Here is a 16,889-nt window from a genome sequence, read left to right on the forward strand (position 1 = left end):
AAGTCGTCCAGCTTTCGCAGGGAAAACAGACTCTCGGTGAACGTGTCGGCGCCGCGCATGATCTTCAGTGGGCAAGTAAGGGGTCTAATATCAACGCATCAGGGCACTTCCACGATGACATGAACCCTCGGTACTTCAGCAACCTGTTAAGCGTCCGGCAACAAAACAGAATAGGTTGGATAATGCGCACCGTTGACGGCGCGGCGCTTGCTTGCTCGCATCGTCATGCATGACTTCCAACGCCCGCACGTTCTTATCAGCGCTGATTCACGAGGAGAAAAGCTTTGGAACCCAATGATGAGACGCTCCGCAGCCCGTGGCTCTGGGTCGCGCTATTGATACCCTATGTCGCATTGCTCTGGCTGCCTTTCTATAACGATACACGTCCTTCATTCGCGGGCTTTCCGTTCTTCTACTGGTATCAGTTTCTGTGGGTGCCGCTCACTTCGCTCCTGCTTTACATCGTGTACAGGGGTCTGAAATGAACGATCTCACGCCAGTCGATCCCGTTGCGATGACCATCTTCATCGCGTTCTTCGTGCTTGTTACCGTCGTCGGCTTCTTTGCCGCGCGCTGGAAACGAGGCGACCTCACGCAGCTTCACGAATGGGGCCTGGGCGGCCGCCAGTTCGGCGTGTTGATTTCATGGTTTCTTGTCGGCGGCGACTTCTATACGGCCTATACCGTGATTGCAGTCCCGGCGCTCGTTTATTCGGTCGGAGCCTACGGCTTTTTTGCGTTGCCTTATACGATCATCGTCTATCCGTTCGTGTTCGCGGTGATGCCCAAGCTGTGGAAGATCGCGCACGCAAAGAATCACATTACCGGTGCCGACTATGTACAGGGCGAATATGGCGGTAAATGGTTTCCAGCGGCAGTGGCGATCACGGGCATCGTTGCGACCATGCCTTATATCGCGCTGCAGCTCGTCGGCATGCAAGTGGTCATCAAGGGCCTTGGTGTCACGGGCGAGTTGCCGCTCATCGTCGCATTCGTGATTCTTGCGCTTTATACCTATACGAGCGGTTTGCGCGCGCCCGCGATGATCGCGTTCGTCAAAGACATCATGATCTATATCGTCGTGATCGCGGCGATATGGCTCATTCCTCAAAAGCTAGGCGGCTACGCGCACGTGTTCGATTCGGCCGATCAATACTTCAAGGCCAAAGGCGGCCCGACGGGCATCATCCTCAAGCCGGGCCAATTCACGGCCTATGCATCGCTTGCGCTCGGCTCCGCGCTTGCCGCATTCATGTATCCGCATACGATGACCGCGGTGCTCTCCTCGTCGTCCGCGACAACCGTGCGCAAGAATGCAATTTTCCTGCCCGCCTATACATTGCTGCTCGGTTTGATCGCGCTGCTCGGCTATATGGCGATCGCGGCCGGCGTGCACGTGAAATCGGCATCGGATGTCGTGCCGACGTTGTTCGGCACGCTTTTTCCGTCGTGGTTCGTGGGCTTTGCGGCAGCGGCCATTGCGATCAGCGCACTCGTGCCGGCGGCAATCATGTCGATCGGCGCGGCGAACCTGTTCACGCGCAACTTGTGGCGTCCGCTCGTTTCACCCGATATGTCGTCGGCTGCTGAAGCATCGACCGCGAAACTCGTGTCGCTCGTCGTGAAGTTCGGCGCGTTGCTGTTCATCGTGTTCCTGCCGACTCAGTATGCGATCGATTTGCAATTGCTCGGCGGCGTATGGATCCTGCAGATCTTCCCGGCAATCGTGTTCTCACTCTATACACGCCGGCTGACGACGCCCGGTCTCTTCCTCGGCTGGCTCTTCGGCATCGTATTGGGCACGGGTCTCGCGATTTCGCAAGGACTCAAGCCGGTTTATGTCGTCCATCTCGGCGATGCTTCGTGGCCGGTTTATATCGGCTTGATTGCGCTCGTCGTGAATATCGTCGTGACGTATGTCGTTTCGCTCGTCACGCGCCGCAGCTTGGTGCCTGTTGCATAAAAGGCGATGCCCAGCGCATCTTCGCGCCGGGCATCGTTCGCAAAGGCAGTGATACCATCGGCGTCAAATCCTTTTCTCGGCGCAACGCGTGTCATGATCGCCAGCGAAAACACTTCAGCTTCGTCTTCTATCGCGAACGTTGTGTTTGCCGAAGACAAGCTCTCAATCGGTATCACATTGCCGATTACGCGCGATGCGCAAAGCGTCGTCGACTTCAAGGAACAGCTCGCCCTTGCGCGGCTCGCGGATGATCTCGGCTTTCGCGCGCTCTGGGTTCGGGACGTACCGCTCAATAGCGTCGGTTATCCCGATCCGGTCGGGCATCTCGACCCGTGGGTGCTGCTGGGCGCACTGGCATCGAATACGCAACGTATCGCGCTGATCAGCGGGGCAATCGTGTTGACGCTGAGACATCCGCTTCACGTCGCCAAGGCCGCGATCTCCGTCGACACGCTGTCTCACGGACGCTTTATTCTGGGCGTCGGCTCGGGCGATCGTCCGCCGGAATACGCTGCCTTCGGCCGCGATCCCGATGCGCGAAGAGATCTTTACAGACAGCATTGGGAAACGCTCGCCGCGGCCGTTTCCGTGCCCTCGCACGTTATACCGGATCATGTCCCCGAAGGCGCGCCCGAGTTCTATCTGTTGCCGCACCAGAACACGTCGATTCCGATGCTTGCCGTCGGTTCGGGCGGACAGAGCGTCGACTGGATTGCACGTCATTCGCTCGGCTGGATGACATACCACCGGGAACCACAAACACAGCGCGGCCGATACAGCATGTGGCGCGCTGCAGTCGATCGCTCGGCGTCAGGCGCGTTTCGCGCATTCGGCGTCGCAATGCGCCTCGATCTCAGCAACGAGGCCAGTGAGCCCGCAAGTGATATCCCGCTAGGCTATCGCACGGGGCATCGCGCGCTCGTTGCGCTTCTGCATGAGATGCGCGACAGCGGCACACACCACGTGACACTCAACATCACATCGGAACGAAGACCTGCGCGCGATATCATCGAAGATGTCGCGGCACATGTGCTTCCCGAGTTTCATCGCTGAATCCGCTCGCTTATTCTCGACAAAACCATGATCGCAATCGACGAAAACTCTGCTTCCAGGCCCGATGACGAAATCGTATCGCTCGAAGCTGTCGCTCTTTCCCGAGCGATTCATGCGCGCGATATCTCATGCGTCGAAGTGATGGATGCCTATCTCGCGCAAATCGATCGGCTCAATCTGAAGGTCAATGCAATCGTCGCCATGCAGGATCGCAACGCGCTGCGTTCGCTTGCGGTCAAGCGCGACACGCAGCTATCGAAAGGAGACAGTCTCGGAGCGCTGCATGGCTTCCCGCAAGCGCCCAAGGATATCCTTCCCGTCGCCGGCATGGTCACGACGAAAGGCTCGCCCATTTATGCAGGCGAAGTTTCGAAAGTCGATGCGATCATTTTCGAGCGTATGCGCAAAGCGGGCGCGATTTTCATCGGCCGCACCAACTCGCCGGAATTCGGCCTGGGCGGGCATACCTATAACCCTGTGTACGGCACGACGCGCAACGCGTTCGACCAATCGCGTTCGGCAGGCGGCAGCAGCGGCGGCGCCGCTGTCTCCGTTGCACTGCGCATGCTGCCGTGCGCGGACGGCACCGACATGATGGGTTCTCTGCGCACGCCCGCCGCATTCAACAACGTCTTCGGCTTTCGCTCGACGCCAGGCTGTGTGCCCTACGCGCCCAGCGATGATGTGTTCTTCCAGCAATTCAGCGTCGCCGGCCCGATTGCCCGAACCATTCCAGATCTTGGCTTTTTATTGTCCGTGCAAGCGGGCTTCGACGCACGCGCGCCTCTTTCGCGCAGACACGACAAGCCTGCTGACTTCGTGAATGCGCTCGAACATGACGTGCGCGGCACTCGCATCGGTTGGCTGGGCGATTTGGGCGGACATCTGCCGACGGAAGCGGGTTTGATGGACGCGTATGCAGCAGCGCTGCGTCACTTCGAATCAGCGGGTTGCATCGTGGAGGCCGTCAATATCGATTTCGATCTCGACCGTCTTTGGAGCGCGTGGATCGATTTGCGCAGCCTCACGTTCTCCGGCACCAATGCGCCGCTCTATCGCGATGCCGCGAAGCGCAAGCTGCTTAAACCCGAGGCCGTTTGGGAAATCGAGCGGGGCCTCAAGTTATCGGGAGAAGATGTTTCGCGTGCAATTCGCGCCCGCTCGGCCGCGTATCAAGCAATCAACGCGTTGTTTGATCACGTCGACTACCTGGTCATGCCTTCGGCTCAGGTGTTTCCTTTCGACGCAGACCTGGACTGGCCTCACGCTGTTGGCGGCCGGAAGATGGATAGCTATCATCGCTGGATGGAAACCGTCGTGCCTGCGACGATGGCGTCCCTGCCCGCACTAAGCGCGCCGGCCGGCTTCGGTCCTGACGGCTTGCCCGCGGGGTTGCAGATCATCGGCCGGACACAGGACGATCTGGGCGTATTGCAGATCGGACTGGCCTATGATCGCGCAAGCGGATATTCCAGCGCGCGCAGTCCCTTGCTCGGATAGAACTTTAAAGATCGCCTAAGCTAGCCGGTTTCACGCTGCGGCGCTCTGTGCGCTCGCGCGGGAGAACTTCTTCGCAACACTGCGACCATTCCGCTTTGACGTGTTTTTCGTCGCGGCACCATTCCTGCGTGATGCGCCATCGATCAGATATACGCTGCGATCAGGCGCGTCCTTGATCCATGCCGGCGGTCGCGCATGGCCACTCCAGGTTGCACCCGATACCGGATCCCGATATTTAGGCGGTAGTTTGGACTTGTTTGCCGCCTTCTTTGAACCGGCTGATTGCTTTTCGCCCGCCGGACGACCGCGCTTTGTACACAATGCCGACGTAAAGCATCGCTTGCCACGGAGATTGCAGTCCAATCCTTCGATATCAACACGCTATGTATCTGTTCCCACTTGCGCACTGCTCATACGATTAGAACAGCCGCGTGCGCCTAAGGATCGCCATAGGACGTGCGCGACCACGTCGGCGTTCTGTGTATGACTATGCCGAAACGCGTGCATTGCGCACACGTTATGCAAGCGCAATCCGGATTAATCGGAAACCAGGGTCGCTTCCTGTTCAGCCGGGGTCAATGCAAGTGCCAGGATCATCGCGCCGCTATTGAGCGGAACGGAACTGCCGACGCGCCGTGGCCTATAAACGGGTTGTCCGCGCCTGATCGCCTGTCCGCTCAATGCGCATGTTCCGCGTTTGCGAGCGGTGCATAGCGCCCACACCTGCTCTGAGTAATTGAACGATGTCGGATCATGCCATGACAAAGAGAGCGTCGATTCGCTCAGGCGCTCTAGCACGCGAATATTGACGCAGTTCCCATCAGTTGGTCCGATGCATGCATTTCTGCCCTGCACGTTGCGCACGAGCGATCGTGTCATCAATGCAAGTCTCTCGTTCGCTTCAGTCGGGCGGCTCGGACGGCTTTCGAGCATTGCCAGGGTACGGCTCCAGGGATCCATCAAAGATGGATGCTTCATGTTCCGCTCCTGCTGGCGACAACGCCCGCCACAACAGAAACCGGGGACGTTGCCGGTGGAGTTCCGGGGAATGCGCCGCATGACCCGCTTCCTGTGCCGGTCTGCCGCGCCGCTTCGGATGATCGTTCCTAGAGTAGTACACCTGAGCATGCTTTTCTTTCGATTTTTCGTGGACAGATCAGGATAAGCGCGCCAGCGCAGGTGCTTGCTATTCGCGGACAAGGCAAGGCCGATGGTTCGTGGCCCAACCTTATCAGCGGACATTTAATGAAAATATCATAGGAACGAACGTTCGCGTATTTCATATGATATTTGCGAGCGGCTTATGTGTGGGAGCGCTCGCACACGGCCCGGCTCTGGCCGTTGCCGCACGTTTCTCGCCTAATCGGAGATGCGCGAACTCACCGATTTCTGACACAATAAAATCGAACGAACCGGATTTCTCCTGTCGAATCATGACAACCAAGCTTTCGATCCATGCCACTATTGCTGCGGACCGCGGTTCCGTGAGCTTTGTCGCCTTCTCGCGCGAGCAGGCGATTCAATGCAACATCACGCGCAAGGCATTGGAGCAGTGCTTTTGGGCGCCGGCAGGGGCGAGCGACGAGCGTCTGCTCAAAGCACTGAGCGATGGCTATGAGCGCATCAGCGCGCGCGTGCATCGAAAGTTTCTGGCGCATCCGTCCAGTTCAATTCATCTGGACGTCGTTGATTTTTCTTCCTGAAGACAAAAGCTTTCGCAATCGCTTCACAAATCAACGCGCTGCCTGCGTCGCCTTACGCATCTTGGTCACATCCTCGGCCTGCACCGCCGCCGTGTTGTTGTTCCAGGCGCCTCGAATGAAAGTCAGTACATCGGCGACCTGCTGATCGTTCAACACGGGCGCATAACGCGGCATAGGGTAAGGCGCGGGCACGCCGTCAATAACCAGATCATCGGTTCCGTTCAGTGTCACGTTGATTAACGACGACGCATCTTTTTCCAGGACATTTGGATTGCCTGCGAGCGGCGCAAGCATCGGCACAAACCCGCGACCGTCGATACCGTGGCAATGCATGCAATACGCGGTGTAGACACGCGCGCCGGAATCCGTGGCAGCCGGACGTGTCAATGACACCTTGGTCGCTTTCGGATCATATGAATACGGCGCGCCGCCGTTGCCGCCCGATGCCGGCAACGTTTTCAGGTAATGCGCCATCGCGCCGATATCGGCGTCGCTCAACATCTGCGTGCTGTTGTTGATGACACTGGTCATCGAACCGAATGCCGAGGCATGCGCATTCGCGCCCGTCTTCAAGAAGCTTGCAATGTCCGCCTCGGACCAGCGCCCCAGTCCGGTATTATGCTCGGCGGTCAGATTCGAAGCGAACCAGTTATCGAGCACTCCGCCCGTCAGATATGCGCTGCTGCTCTCGTCGAGTCCCTTCTCCTGGAATGCAATGCCTCGCGGCGTATGGCACGATCCGCAATGGCCCAGCCCCTGAATAAGATATGCGCCGCGGTTCCAGGCGACATCCTTACCGGGCTTGTTCTGATACACGTTCTTATCCAGAAAGACCACGTTCCAGAGTTTGAGCGGCCAGCGCATATTGAGCGGCCATTTGATATCCGGCTCACGATTGGCTTGACTGACAGGCGTGACGCCATGCATGAAATACGCATAGAGCGCATGCATGTCTTCGTCGTTGATCCTGGCATAAGAGGGATAGGGCATCGCCGGATAGAGATTGTGGCCGTCCTTCGCCAAGCCTTCACGCAACGCGCGCGCAAACTCTTCTTCGGTATAACGGCCAATGCCCGTGTCAGGGTCCGGCGTGATATTCGTCGTGTAGATCGCACCCAAGGGCGTCATCATCTGCAAACCGCCTGCGAATGGTTTGCCGCGCGGCGCCGAGTGACAGGCAACGCAATCGCCCGCTCTCGCGAGATACGCTCCACGCGTAACGAGCGCATCATCAGCCGCCTGAGCCGAGGACGCCAACGCAAACAACACTGCGAAGAGAGGCTTCAATGCATTTTTCATGACGGCCTCCTCAAGCGGTACGCAACTGATCGCCCACCGGCAGGCGTCTCAATCGCTTGCCGGTTGCGGCATAGATTGCATTGGTAATAGCCGGCGCAAGCGCCGCCGTGCCCGGCTCGCCGATACCGCCGGGCGCTTCGGTGCTCTTGACGATATGCACTTCCACCGGCGGCGTTTCGTGAATACGCAGCATGCGGTAATCGGTGAAATTACTTTGTTCGACGCGGCCATCCTTAATGGTGATTTCGCTATAGAGCGCAGCCGTGATGCCGAAGATGATGCCGCCCTGCACTTGGGCTTCGACCGTATTGGGATTCACGACCATACCGCAATCGACCGCACACACGATGCGATTCACCTTCACTTCGCCACCCTTGTCGACGGTGACATCCGCGACGATAGCGAAGAAACTGCCGAACGCATGCATCACCGACACACCGCGTCCCTGTCCCTGCGGCACGGATTGCTGTCCCCAGGCGGCGGCCTGCGTCGCTACGTCGAGTACGTTGCGCGCACGCGGCGTCTTGCCGAGCAGATCGCGCCGGTATTTGACGGGATCGGCTTTCGCCTGAACAGCCAGTTCATCGATGAAGCTTTCCACGACAAACGTGCCGCGTGTCGGTCCCACGCCGCGCCAGAACGCTGTAGGCACATCATGCGGCTCGAGCCGTACATAATCGACGAGTTGATTGGGGAGATCGTAGGGAAGATCGGATGCGACTTCGACGGCGTCCGGATCGATTCCATTCTTCACCGCAGGCGGTGCAAAACGCGCAAGCACCGACGATCCGACGATGCGATGCGTCCATGCAACAGGCTTTCCATTCGCATCAAGCCCGGCGGATAACTTGTCGTAATAGCACGGTCGATACATGTCGTGCTGGATATCTTCCTCGCGCGACCAGGTCACCTTTACGGGCACGCCGAGCGCTTTTCCAATCTTGAGCGCTTGCGTGGCCATGTCGAATTCGAGCCGCCTGCCGAAGCCGCCACCCAGAAGATGGTTATGCACGAAAATCTTATCGGCAGGCAAGCCGGTCGCTTTCATGCCGGCATCGCGAATACGCGTGGGCACTTGCGTGCCAAGCCATATATCGCAGCCATCGGGGCGCACATGCACGGTGCAGTTGATCGGTTCCATCGTCGCATGAGCGAGAAACGGCTGGACGTAGACCGCATCGACCCGCGTCTTTGCGCTGGAGAATGCGTTGCCGACATCGCCGTCCTTCCGTGCGACCGCGCCCGCGCGTTGCGATGCGTTCGCCATATCATCGACGATCTGTTGCGTCGATACCTTGGCGCTCGCGCCTTCGTTCCACCGAATCTGCAAGGCCGCAGCGCCGCGCTTGGCGGCCCATGTATGATCGCCGATCACTGCGACGCCGTTGTCGAACTTCACGATCTGACGCACGCCGGGAATCTTCTTCGCATTGCTATCGTCGACGGATGCGAGCGTGCCACCGAATACCGGGCAATTCACAATTGCCGCGTACACCATATCGGGCAAACGAACGTCGAGACCGAAGATAGCGGTGCCGTCTACTTTCTCCGGCGAGTCGAGCCGTTTCACCGGCGTGCCGACGATCTTGAAGTGATGCGGATCCTTGAGCTTGATATCTTGCGGCACAGGCATCTTCGCCGCCGTTTCGGCGAGCTCGCCATAACTTGCACTGCGATCGCCCGAGGCATGCATCACCTTGCCGTCTTGGGCCTGACAAGACGAAGGATCACATTGCCATTGCTGCGCCGCCGCTGCAACGAGCATCATCCGCGCGGCCGCGCCCGCTTTGCGCAACGGTTCCCATGCATAGCGTATGGAAGTTGAGCCGCCCGTCAATTGGCCACCCAGCAGCGGATCCGTGAAAAGCTTTTCGTTGGGCGGAGCATGATCGATCGTGACGCTGTCGAGCGGAACATCGAGTTCCTCTGCGATCAACATGGGCAATGCGGTGTAGACGCCTTGGCCCATCTCAACTTTCGGCATGATGAGTACAACCTTGCCGCTCTTATCGATCTGCACGAAAGCATTCGGCGCAAAGACACCGTCTTGCGGAGACTCCACTGCATCGCCGCCAATCACCGACTTGCCCTTGTTTTGATCCTGACTTGCGGCGGGCAAGCTAAAACCGATCAGCAATCCGCCGCTTGCAGCGACGCCCGCCGTTATGCCGAACCTGAGAAACGCGCGACGCGAGAAGCCCGCACGAGCCGCATGACGTCCCGCTTCAATCAATCCTTGGGACATGTCACGCCTCCTTCGCGGCTTGCTTGATAGCGGCGCGGATGCGGTGATAAGTGCCACAGCGACAGATATTGCCCGCCATTGCAGCATCGATATCGGAATCGCTGGGATCAGGGACGGTCGAGAGCAACGCCGCAGCGGACATCACCTGTCCGGACTGACAGTAACCGCATTGCACGACATCGAGTTGACGCCATGCGGCTTGCACTTTCTTGCCGGAGGGCGTGTCGCCGACGCCTTCGATCGTCGTCACTTTCCGATCGCCCACGGCAGCAATCGGCAATACGCATGAACGAATGGCGACGCCATCGAGATGAACGGTGCATGCGCCGCATTGGGCGATACCGCAGCCGAACTTTGTCCCGGTCAATCCCACGACGTCGCGCAATACCCAGAGGAGCGGCATGTCGGGCGGGGCATCGATCGTATGGTTCTGGCCGTTGATGGAAAGACTCGTCATGAGCGGCTCCGGCTTATGAGTGGTTTCGGCGGATATCGCAATTGGCCGAATGCGTGGGGCGGCGATCGCCTTTTAGGATTCGGGATTGTAGCGCTGCTTTAAAAATCGAGCTTGAATGGTGAAGCGCGCGCTTTGCTTTAGCGCTTCATTTTGGTGCAGATGATTGCCTGAAACCCCGGCTGCCCGCTTAGCTTTATTCTGTGCTGCGCGGCGATTTAATTCGCGGTGGGTTAGCGGCAAAGACAGTTAGTTGCATCAAAAATCAACTGGATGTTTCGCCGAACGCAGATATGGTTTCTTCCAATAAGGCACGCAGACGCGCTACGCGTTTCAGGTCGCGGTGATAACCGAGCCATACGTCACGTCCGGGCGGCGTTGCGCCGAGATCGAAGCGCTTGAGGCGCGGATCGGATTCACCCAAAGGACAAGGCAAAACAGCATAGCCCGCACCCAAGGCGCACATGCTTGCTTGCGCCTCGCGATTATTGCTGCCGAAAATAATTTTCGCTTCGGGCAAGATGCGCTTTAACCAAAGCACATCCGGTAGCTGATCGAATGCGCTGTCCATGCTAATGAGCGTTTGCCCTTTCCCGTTACCAGCTTTGGGCGTTGGGAGATCGTTACGTCCATACAATGCATACTCGATATGCGTGAGCTTGCGCTGCACTACATCAGGTTCGTCGAATGGCGTGATCCGAAACACGAGATCCGCCTCGCGGCGCGCGAGGCTATAGCGGCGGGCATCGGTGACGAGTTCAATGGACACGTCCGGATGTTTCGCGAGAAAGCATGCGAATACCGGCGTCAGCACATGCACGCCGAACCAGTCCGATGACGATACTCTGAGCTGTCCCGTCAGCTTTGCGTCCTGTCCTGCAAGCGCGCGCGTAAAGCCGAGTGCCTCTTCCTCCATGCGCTCCGCATAGGCAAGGACCGCAGCGCCTTCATCGGTCAATACGAATCCATCGCTCGTGCGCTGAAAGAGCATTTGGCCGAGCGATTCCTCGAGCGCGCGCAGGCGGCGGCCCATCGTTGGCTGCGTCTGTCCGATCGTCCTCGCGGCCGCGCCTAGCGTACCGCTTCGCGCGATAGCGAGGAAGATACGCACGTCACTCCATTCGAAAATCGGCCCATTCATTTTCGTATGACTACCGTGCAATTCTGTCGATTTACATGCTCGTGTGCATGGCGGAGTATGAGCGCATTGCAATCAGCGTTCAATCTTTTCAGGAGCCGCGGATGTCCACGATGCAGGCACTCGTTCTCGAGCGCCATAACGGCCCGCTCGAACTCATCGAACTCGATCGTCCCGAACCGGGGCCCGGCCAAGTGCTCGTGCGTATCGCCGCGAGTGGCCTTAATCCGCTCGACACAAAGATTCGCGCGGGTGCGGCGGCCCATGCGAAACATCCGCTGCCATTGGTGCTCGGCATCGATATGTCGGGTATCGTGGAAGCAGTCGGCGCGGGCGTCGATACCTTCAGGCCCGGCGACGCGGTCTACGGCATGACGGGCGGTGTCGGCGGCATTCAGGGCTCGCTCGCGCATTACGCCGCGGTCGATGCCGCGCTGCTTGCACATAAGCCCGCGAATCTATCGATGCGCAGCGCCGCCGCTCTGCCGCTCGCTTTCATCACGTCGTATGCGGGCATCGTCGATCGTGCGCATCTGCAAGCGGGACAAACGGTGCTCGTGCAAGGCGGTGCAGGCGGCGTCGGCCACGTGTCCGTACAACTTGCGCGAGCACTCGGTGCGCATGTATTCGCGACGGCGAGCGAGCGCGATCACGCATACGTTCATAGCCTCGGTGCGACGCCGATTGATTATCGAACGACTAGTGTCGAACAATACGTCGCCGCTCATACGAATGGCGCGGGCTTCGATCTCGTCGTCGATACGGCGGGCGGAGCTTCGCTCGATGCATCCTTCGCAGCGGTGAAGCACTTCGGTCACGTCGTGAGTGCGCTGGGATGGGGCACGCACGCGCTCGCGCCGCTGTCGTTTCGCGAGGCGACTTATTCGGGTGTGTTCACGTTGCATCCGCTCTTGACGGGACAACATCGCGCGCATCACGGCGAGATGTTGTTTGAAGCGACAAAGCTGGTCGAAGCGGGCAAGCTCACTCCACGTATCGATGCAAGGCGTTTCGATATGAACAGCATCGAGCAAGCTTATGAAGCACTATTGAATGGCACGGCGCGCGGCAAGATCGTCGTCGATATCGATACATCGCTCGCAGGCTGAACGATCAACCGAACACGCCGGCCAGTCCGAGAAGCGCGCTCGCCGCAACGAGATAAATCGGATTGAGCTTGCTGCGATATGCGACTGCCGCACACACCGCCGTACAAAGCGCGCGCGGAAGATTGACATCTGTCTCGCGCGTAAACACATAAGCCGCCGATACGAGCAGCCCGACCGTCACGGGCGCGAGTCCTTTGCGAATCGCGGTGACGATGCGCGAGTCCCGTCGACGTTCGACCCACGCGCTGACGAAATAAGCCATCAGCGATGAAGGCAAAATCTTCGCGACAGTCGAAACGAGTGCACCGGCCAGTCCTGCCGCCTGAAAGCCAATCAATGCAACCGCCATGCCGTTCGGTCCCGGCGCGGCCTGTGTGATCGAGAAGAACGTGACGAACTGCTCGCCGGTCACCCAGTGACGCGTATCGACCGCATAACGCTGGATATCGGCGAGCGTTGCATTCATGCCGCCCACGGCGAGCAACGACCATATCGCGCCATGCACGAAGAGATCGGCGAGTGTGTGCCACATCGCGTTACTCCTTATGCGCGCGACGCAACACCGCGATGGTGCCGAGCGGGCCGAGCACAGCAAGTACGATAAGAAGTGGAATCTTCATGATCGCGACGGCGATGAACGTCGCCGCTACGAGCACGATGCTCGCTGCGCCGCGCGGCAAGCTCGTCACGAGCTTGAGCACGGTCGCGATGACGAGTCCTGTCGCCGCGGGCATGAGTCCAGCAAACAGATGCGCGGTGATCGGCGCATGTCCCCAGCGCGCATACGCATAGCCGACGCCAATGGTGATGATCGTCGGCGCAAGATATAACCCGAACACCGCGATAGCCGCACCCTTTGCTCCGCGATATTGCCGCCCGAGCACGGTTGCGATATTCGCGACGTTCGGTCCCGGCAGCAATTGCGCGAGCGGCAACAACTCCGCGAACTCGCGATTCGTCATCCAGCCGAGACGCTCCACAAGCATGCGCCGCGCCCACGGCAACACGCCGCCGAAGCCCGTCAATCCGATAAGAAAGAACGCTTTAAGTAACGCGTACGAAGTGGGAACGGGCGGCGTGCCGCATGTGTCCGCATCGCTCGATGACGAGGCGGCGGGCGATATATCGCGGATCGTATGAGCGGTCATCGTGATGCGTGCTGTCGGGAAGAGGCGCGCTTATATCTTTGCCGTTTCGAACGTGGCCGGGTGGAATACATCTTCGATACTCAAGCGCCGTTTCGACAGCCCTTGGGAATGATGATGGCGCAGGAAGGTTTCGAGTGTATCGCGATTCGCTTCGATGCCGTAGGACCAGTGATCGTCGCCCATCAATTCGCGCGCGGCTTTCAATTGCTCTTCGACAAAGGGCAGCGTGACTTTCGTAGCCGATGTATCCGACAGTCGCGCGAGCGCTACGCGTTTTGCCTCAGTGAAAGCCTTGAGCACGGCTGCGGACAACCAGGGATGCTGCTCGGCCAGCGTCTTGCGAACGCCCACCACATGCATGATCGGGAACACGCGTGTGCGACGATAATAGTCCTTCGCCGCCGCTGTCGGATCGCGGAACAGCCACCCGACGTTCGGGTTCGTCGCCGCGCAACCCGGCGGGCGCGGCGCCATGAAGCCGTCAATATCGCCGCGATCGAGCATCGCCGAAATCGTGTCGTGCCCGGGCGCGGCTTCGAGACGAATGTCGGATGGCAAATCGAGCTTGATCTTTTCGGGCCGCCCCGGTTCATCTATGCCGCCACGCACCCACTTCACGTCGCGTTCGCATGCAAAGTGCATCAAACCAGCGAATGCACGAGATTGCGATTGACCTTGCGGCGCAGGAATTCGAAATTGACGGCGAACTGCTCGGCGCGCGTGACGGCGTCGTGCAGACGATCGACGTCCTCCTTCGAGAAGGTTTCGCCGATACCGCCCGCCGCCTTCGTCAGCAATTGAATGCGGCATGCATTATCCAGAAGCAGCGACAGCACGACCGATTCCTCGATGGATCGCCCCACCACCGCCACGCCGTGATTGCGCATCAGAACGGCTTTTCTCGATCCGAGCGCACGCGCGACGCCCGCGCCCATGTCCTGCGTGCGGATCAGGTTCATCGTCTCCGTGTAGTACGGCAGGCCGTCGGCGAAATGCACGCTCGGCTGGCTGATCATTTCGAGCGGCTGACCGGTTGCCGACAGCGCGACAGCGTGCGTGGGATGTGCGTGGATCACGCTCGTCACTTCCGGGCGCACCTTGAAGATCTCCGAGTGGATGAACACTTCGCTATGACGGCGCCCGCCGCCGCTCACCTTCTCGCCTTCGAGATTGCAGACGACGATGTTGTCTTCGGTGATCTCGTCGAAGCCGTGGCTATGCGGCTTCATCAGGAAATGCGTCGGATCGCCGGGGATGCGCACGGAAATGTGGCCGCGCGTGAGATCGCCCTGACCTTCCGCTTCGAGAATGCGCCCGGCATCTATCAGTTTTTGCTTCGCTTCGTCCAGAGTCATGATGTCGTCCTGTGTTCGTATGGCATTGAATTCGGTTAGAAGCGCCCGCCCACCGCGGCCTTCGCTTTGGAAAGGACGTCGGGCGGAGTTCGCCGGGAGGTGCGCTGATGCTCGACGCCGCTCTCGTCATCGCGATCGTCTATCTTGGCGTATTCAATGCGAGCCAGAGCTGGGGCGACCTGTGTTCGCTCGTGCTGTTCGGCGCAGTGGGCTGGATCATGAAGCGGCTGAACTGGCCGCGTCCACCGCTGATTCTCGGCCTCGTGCTCGGCAGTATCTTCGAGCGTTATTCGTTCGGCAAGTCGATGCACTGGTTGCGCACGGGGTCGCGCACGAGGCCCATCGGGTCTTCGCCCGCTTCGACCTTCTTCATCTCGCGGCGAAGCATACGACGGTAGATCGCGCGACCCGTGAGCATGAGTCGATTCCCGAATGTTGGAAAAAGCGCGCCGGTGGCACCGTCATGCCGCCAGCCTTGAAACCATACTATTCTTAGGTACCTAACTTAAAAATAATGGAAAGTACTAGGTCGGGGCGCGCGCGTCGCCAACAGTCCGATGCGGCGCTTTTTCTGCTGCATATAGCGACATTTTCATTCGTTGTATCGAAGACATCCGGTCGGGATTCACCCTGAGACGCATATCGTTGACAAATTTAACTTAGTTATCTAAGTTTAAGAAAAGGCATGCACTCGTGCCCAAAACAGGTGAGAGGATGAACAAGAGCGAGCAAAAGATTCCACGCGACCCGCAGCCGGGCACGCTCAAGCACTGGCGTGAGGCGCTGCCGGAAGAGCGCATGGCGCACCTCGTCAAGGACGCGGCGCGCGGCTTTTCGCGCTCGCTGCAGGCTCGCCTCAAGGAGCACTCGGTGCTCTACGGCCACTGGACGTTTCTGCGCATCCTCTGGCAGACCGATGGCCTTACGCAGCGGCAATTGAGCGAGCAGGCGGGCGTCGCGGAGCCGACCACGTTTTCCGCGTTGAAGACCATGGAAGCCCTCGGTTATCTCACGCGCCAGAAGCTGCCCGACAATCGCAAGCAGGTGCGTGTCTTTCTCACGCCCAAGGGTGTCGCACTGCGCAGCGTGCTCATCCCGTACGCGATCGATGTGAACCGCATCGCGCTCGCGGGCATCGCGCCCGAAGACATCGCGGCGACGCGACGCACGCTGCTCGCGATGATCGAGAACCTGGCCGCCGACGATATCGCGGCGAAGAACGGCCGCGATTCGGCCAATGGCGAAGCAAGCGAGGATTCACTGTGAGGACGAACGCAAGCGATACGGCCAAGCGCGTGCGCATCGGCATCGTCGGTTTCGGCATGGCGGGGCGCGCCTTCGTGCCCGCCCTCGCGAAGCATCCGGGCTTCGTGTTCGCGGGCTTCGCCGACCCTTTGGCATCAGTGCGTGAAGGCGGCGCGCAGGAATTCGGCGTCGTCGCTTACGAGAGCATCGACGAACTCATCGAACACGGCGCGCTCGATGCCGTGTACGTCGCATCGCCTACGACGCTGCATCGCACGCATGTCGAGCTTGCGGCGCACGCGGGTAAGCATGTGCTCGTTGAAAAGCCCATGGCCGCGAATCTCGACGATGCACGCGCGATGGTCGCCGCCGCCGAAGCCGCAGGCATCGTGCTGCTCGCCGGACATTCGCACGGCTACGACCAGCCCATTCACGCGATGCGCGAACTCGTTGATTCGGGCGAGCTCGGCCGCGTGCGCATGGTGCATACATGGTGCGTTCGGACGATGCAATCGCCGCGGCGCACACTTCGAGATTCGCCAGTCCCCATCGGCCGTCGTGAATGGCGCGTTTGCGCCCGCTGATCGCATCGTGGAATTCGCGCATCACGAACGTGGTGAGGAAGTTTTTCTGGAGCATCAGGTCGCACTCGCCTGATCGCTGGATCGAACCGTTGA

Annotated in this window: 19 protein-coding genes and 1 pseudogene; 10 read left to right on the top strand and 10 right to left on the bottom strand. The window is 59.3% G+C overall.

The window, feature by feature from the left end:
* The 5 genes from AWB76_RS41815 to AWB76_RS07155 form a co-directional block, all read left to right on the top strand.
* The coding region (locus AWB76_RS41815) for a hypothetical protein (protein WP_208606545.1) at positions 1 to 233 on the top strand (233 nt) is incomplete at its 5' end.
* 51 nt (positions 234 to 284) lie between these two features.
* On the top strand, positions 285 to 485 hold the full coding sequence (locus tag AWB76_RS07140; protein ID WP_061159455.1) for a DUF3311 domain-containing protein: 201 nt from the start codon (positions 285 to 287) through the stop codon (positions 483 to 485).
* Positions 482 to 1,963, top strand: a complete 1,482-nt coding sequence (gene mctP, locus AWB76_RS07145) for a monocarboxylate uptake permease MctP (protein WP_061159456.1) — start codon at positions 482 to 484, stop codon at positions 1,961 to 1,963. Before AWB76_RS07140 ends, mctP begins: the two co-directional genes overlap by 4 nt.
* Positions 1,964 to 2,056: 93 nt before the next feature.
* Complete coding sequence (locus AWB76_RS07150; RefSeq protein ID WP_061159457.1) at positions 2,057 to 3,016, top strand: LLM class oxidoreductase; 960 nt, start codon at positions 2,057 to 2,059, stop codon at positions 3,014 to 3,016.
* A gap of 27 nt (positions 3,017 to 3,043) precedes the next feature.
* On the top strand, positions 3,044 to 4,516 hold the full coding sequence (locus AWB76_RS07155; protein WP_061159458.1) for an amidase: 1,473 nt from the start codon (positions 3,044 to 3,046) through the stop codon (positions 4,514 to 4,516).
* A 30-nt stretch (positions 4,517 to 4,546) separates the two neighbouring features.
* Here the strand turns inward: AWB76_RS07155 and AWB76_RS38930 are convergent, their stop codons facing one another.
* Together AWB76_RS38930 and AWB76_RS38935 are read right to left on the bottom strand one after the other, a co-directional pair.
* The gene (locus tag AWB76_RS38930) at positions 4,547 to 4,879 is read right to left on the bottom strand and encodes an H-NS family nucleoid-associated regulatory protein (RefSeq protein WP_341845282.1); all 333 of its coding nucleotides are present in this window, start codon (positions 4,877 to 4,879) and stop codon (positions 4,547 to 4,549) included.
* Positions 4,880 to 5,053: 174 nt separating this feature from the next.
* Entirely contained in the window at positions 5,054 to 5,494 is a 441-nt protein-coding gene (locus AWB76_RS38935; RefSeq protein ID WP_074171308.1) for a DUF3331 domain-containing protein, read from the bottom strand.
* Positions 5,495 to 5,949: 455 nt separating this feature from the next.
* On the opposite strand from AWB76_RS38935, the gene AWB76_RS07160 reads away from it, so the two are divergent.
* Positions 5,950 to 6,219 carry a DUF1488 family protein gene (locus tag AWB76_RS07160; RefSeq protein ID WP_061159459.1) on the top strand — a complete coding sequence of 90 codons (270 nt, stop codon included), beginning with the start codon at positions 5,950 to 5,952 and terminating at the stop codon, positions 6,217 to 6,219.
* A gap of 30 nt (positions 6,220 to 6,249) precedes the next feature.
* On the opposite strand, the gene AWB76_RS07165 is transcribed toward AWB76_RS07160, so the two are convergent.
* The 4 genes from AWB76_RS07165 to AWB76_RS07180 form a co-directional block, all read right to left on the bottom strand.
* Complete coding sequence (locus AWB76_RS07165) at positions 6,250 to 7,518, bottom strand: c-type cytochrome (protein WP_061159460.1); 1,269 nt, start codon at positions 7,516 to 7,518, stop codon at positions 6,250 to 6,252.
* A 10-nt stretch (positions 7,519 to 7,528) separates the two neighbouring features.
* Positions 7,529 to 9,763 carry a xanthine dehydrogenase family protein molybdopterin-binding subunit gene (locus tag AWB76_RS07170; RefSeq protein ID WP_061159461.1) on the bottom strand — a complete coding sequence of 745 codons (2,235 nt, stop codon included), beginning with the start codon at positions 9,761 to 9,763 and terminating at the stop codon, positions 7,529 to 7,531.
* Position 9,764: 1 nt separating this feature from the next.
* The gene (locus AWB76_RS07175; RefSeq protein WP_061159462.1) at positions 9,765 to 10,220 is read right to left on the bottom strand and encodes a (2Fe-2S)-binding protein; all 456 of its coding nucleotides are present in this window, start codon (positions 10,218 to 10,220) and stop codon (positions 9,765 to 9,767) included.
* A gap of 262 nt (positions 10,221 to 10,482) precedes the next feature.
* Positions 10,483 to 11,358 carry a LysR family transcriptional regulator gene (locus tag AWB76_RS07180; RefSeq protein WP_061159463.1) on the bottom strand — a complete coding sequence of 292 codons (876 nt, stop codon included), beginning with the start codon at positions 11,356 to 11,358 and terminating at the stop codon, positions 10,483 to 10,485.
* Between the two features lie 101 nt (positions 11,359 to 11,459).
* On the opposite strand from AWB76_RS07180, the gene AWB76_RS07185 reads away from it, so the two are divergent.
* Complete coding sequence (locus tag AWB76_RS07185; RefSeq protein ID WP_061159813.1) at positions 11,460 to 12,464, top strand: zinc-dependent alcohol dehydrogenase family protein; 1,005 nt, start codon at positions 11,460 to 11,462, stop codon at positions 12,462 to 12,464.
* Positions 12,465 to 12,468: 4 nt separating this feature from the next.
* On the opposite strand, the gene AWB76_RS07190 is transcribed toward AWB76_RS07185, so the two are convergent.
* The 4 genes and pseudogenes from AWB76_RS07190 to AWB76_RS07205 form a co-directional block, all read right to left on the bottom strand.
* Positions 12,469 to 12,996 (bottom strand): chromate transporter, encoded by a 528-nt coding sequence (locus AWB76_RS07190; RefSeq protein ID WP_061159464.1) that lies wholly within the window; start codon positions 12,994 to 12,996, stop codon positions 12,469 to 12,471.
* Positions 12,997 to 13,000: 4 nt separating this feature from the next.
* Positions 13,001 to 13,612 carry a chromate transporter gene (locus AWB76_RS07195; RefSeq protein WP_061159465.1) on the bottom strand — a complete coding sequence of 204 codons (612 nt, stop codon included), beginning with the start codon at positions 13,610 to 13,612 and terminating at the stop codon, positions 13,001 to 13,003.
* A gap of 30 nt (positions 13,613 to 13,642) precedes the next feature.
* Positions 13,643 to 14,233, bottom strand: a pseudogene (locus AWB76_RS07200) (ABC transporter substrate-binding protein); the annotation flags it as partial.
* A gap of 20 nt (positions 14,234 to 14,253) precedes the next feature.
* Positions 14,254 to 14,967: a class II aldolase/adducin family protein gene (locus AWB76_RS07205; protein WP_061159466.1), complete on the bottom strand. Its 714-nt coding sequence runs from the start codon at positions 14,965 to 14,967 to the stop codon at positions 14,254 to 14,256.
* A gap of 107 nt (positions 14,968 to 15,074) precedes the next feature.
* On the opposite strand from AWB76_RS07205, the gene AWB76_RS42035 reads away from it, so the two are divergent.
* The 3 genes from AWB76_RS42035 to AWB76_RS07220 all read left to right on the top strand — a co-directional run bounded on the left by AWB76_RS42035 (position 15,075) and on the right by AWB76_RS07220 (position 16,796).
* Positions 15,075 to 15,365, top strand: a complete 291-nt coding sequence (locus AWB76_RS42035) for a tripartite tricarboxylate transporter permease (protein ID WP_061159467.1) — start codon at positions 15,075 to 15,077, stop codon at positions 15,363 to 15,365.
* A gap of 316 nt (positions 15,366 to 15,681) precedes the next feature.
* Positions 15,682 to 16,233 carry a MarR family winged helix-turn-helix transcriptional regulator gene (locus tag AWB76_RS07215; RefSeq protein ID WP_061159468.1) on the top strand — a complete coding sequence of 184 codons (552 nt, stop codon included), beginning with the start codon at positions 15,682 to 15,684 and terminating at the stop codon, positions 16,231 to 16,233.
* Positions 16,230 to 16,796: a Gfo/Idh/MocA family protein gene (locus AWB76_RS07220; protein WP_244173254.1), complete on the top strand. Its 567-nt coding sequence runs from the start codon at positions 16,230 to 16,232 to the stop codon at positions 16,794 to 16,796. Before AWB76_RS07215 ends, AWB76_RS07220 begins: the two co-directional genes overlap by 4 nt.
* The last annotated feature ends 93 nt before the right edge of the window (positions 16,797 to 16,889 follow it).

The sequence above is a fragment of the Caballeronia temeraria genome, assembly GCF_001544795.2.
GTDB classification, from domain to species: Bacteria; Pseudomonadota; Gammaproteobacteria; order Burkholderiales; family Burkholderiaceae; genus Caballeronia; species Caballeronia temeraria.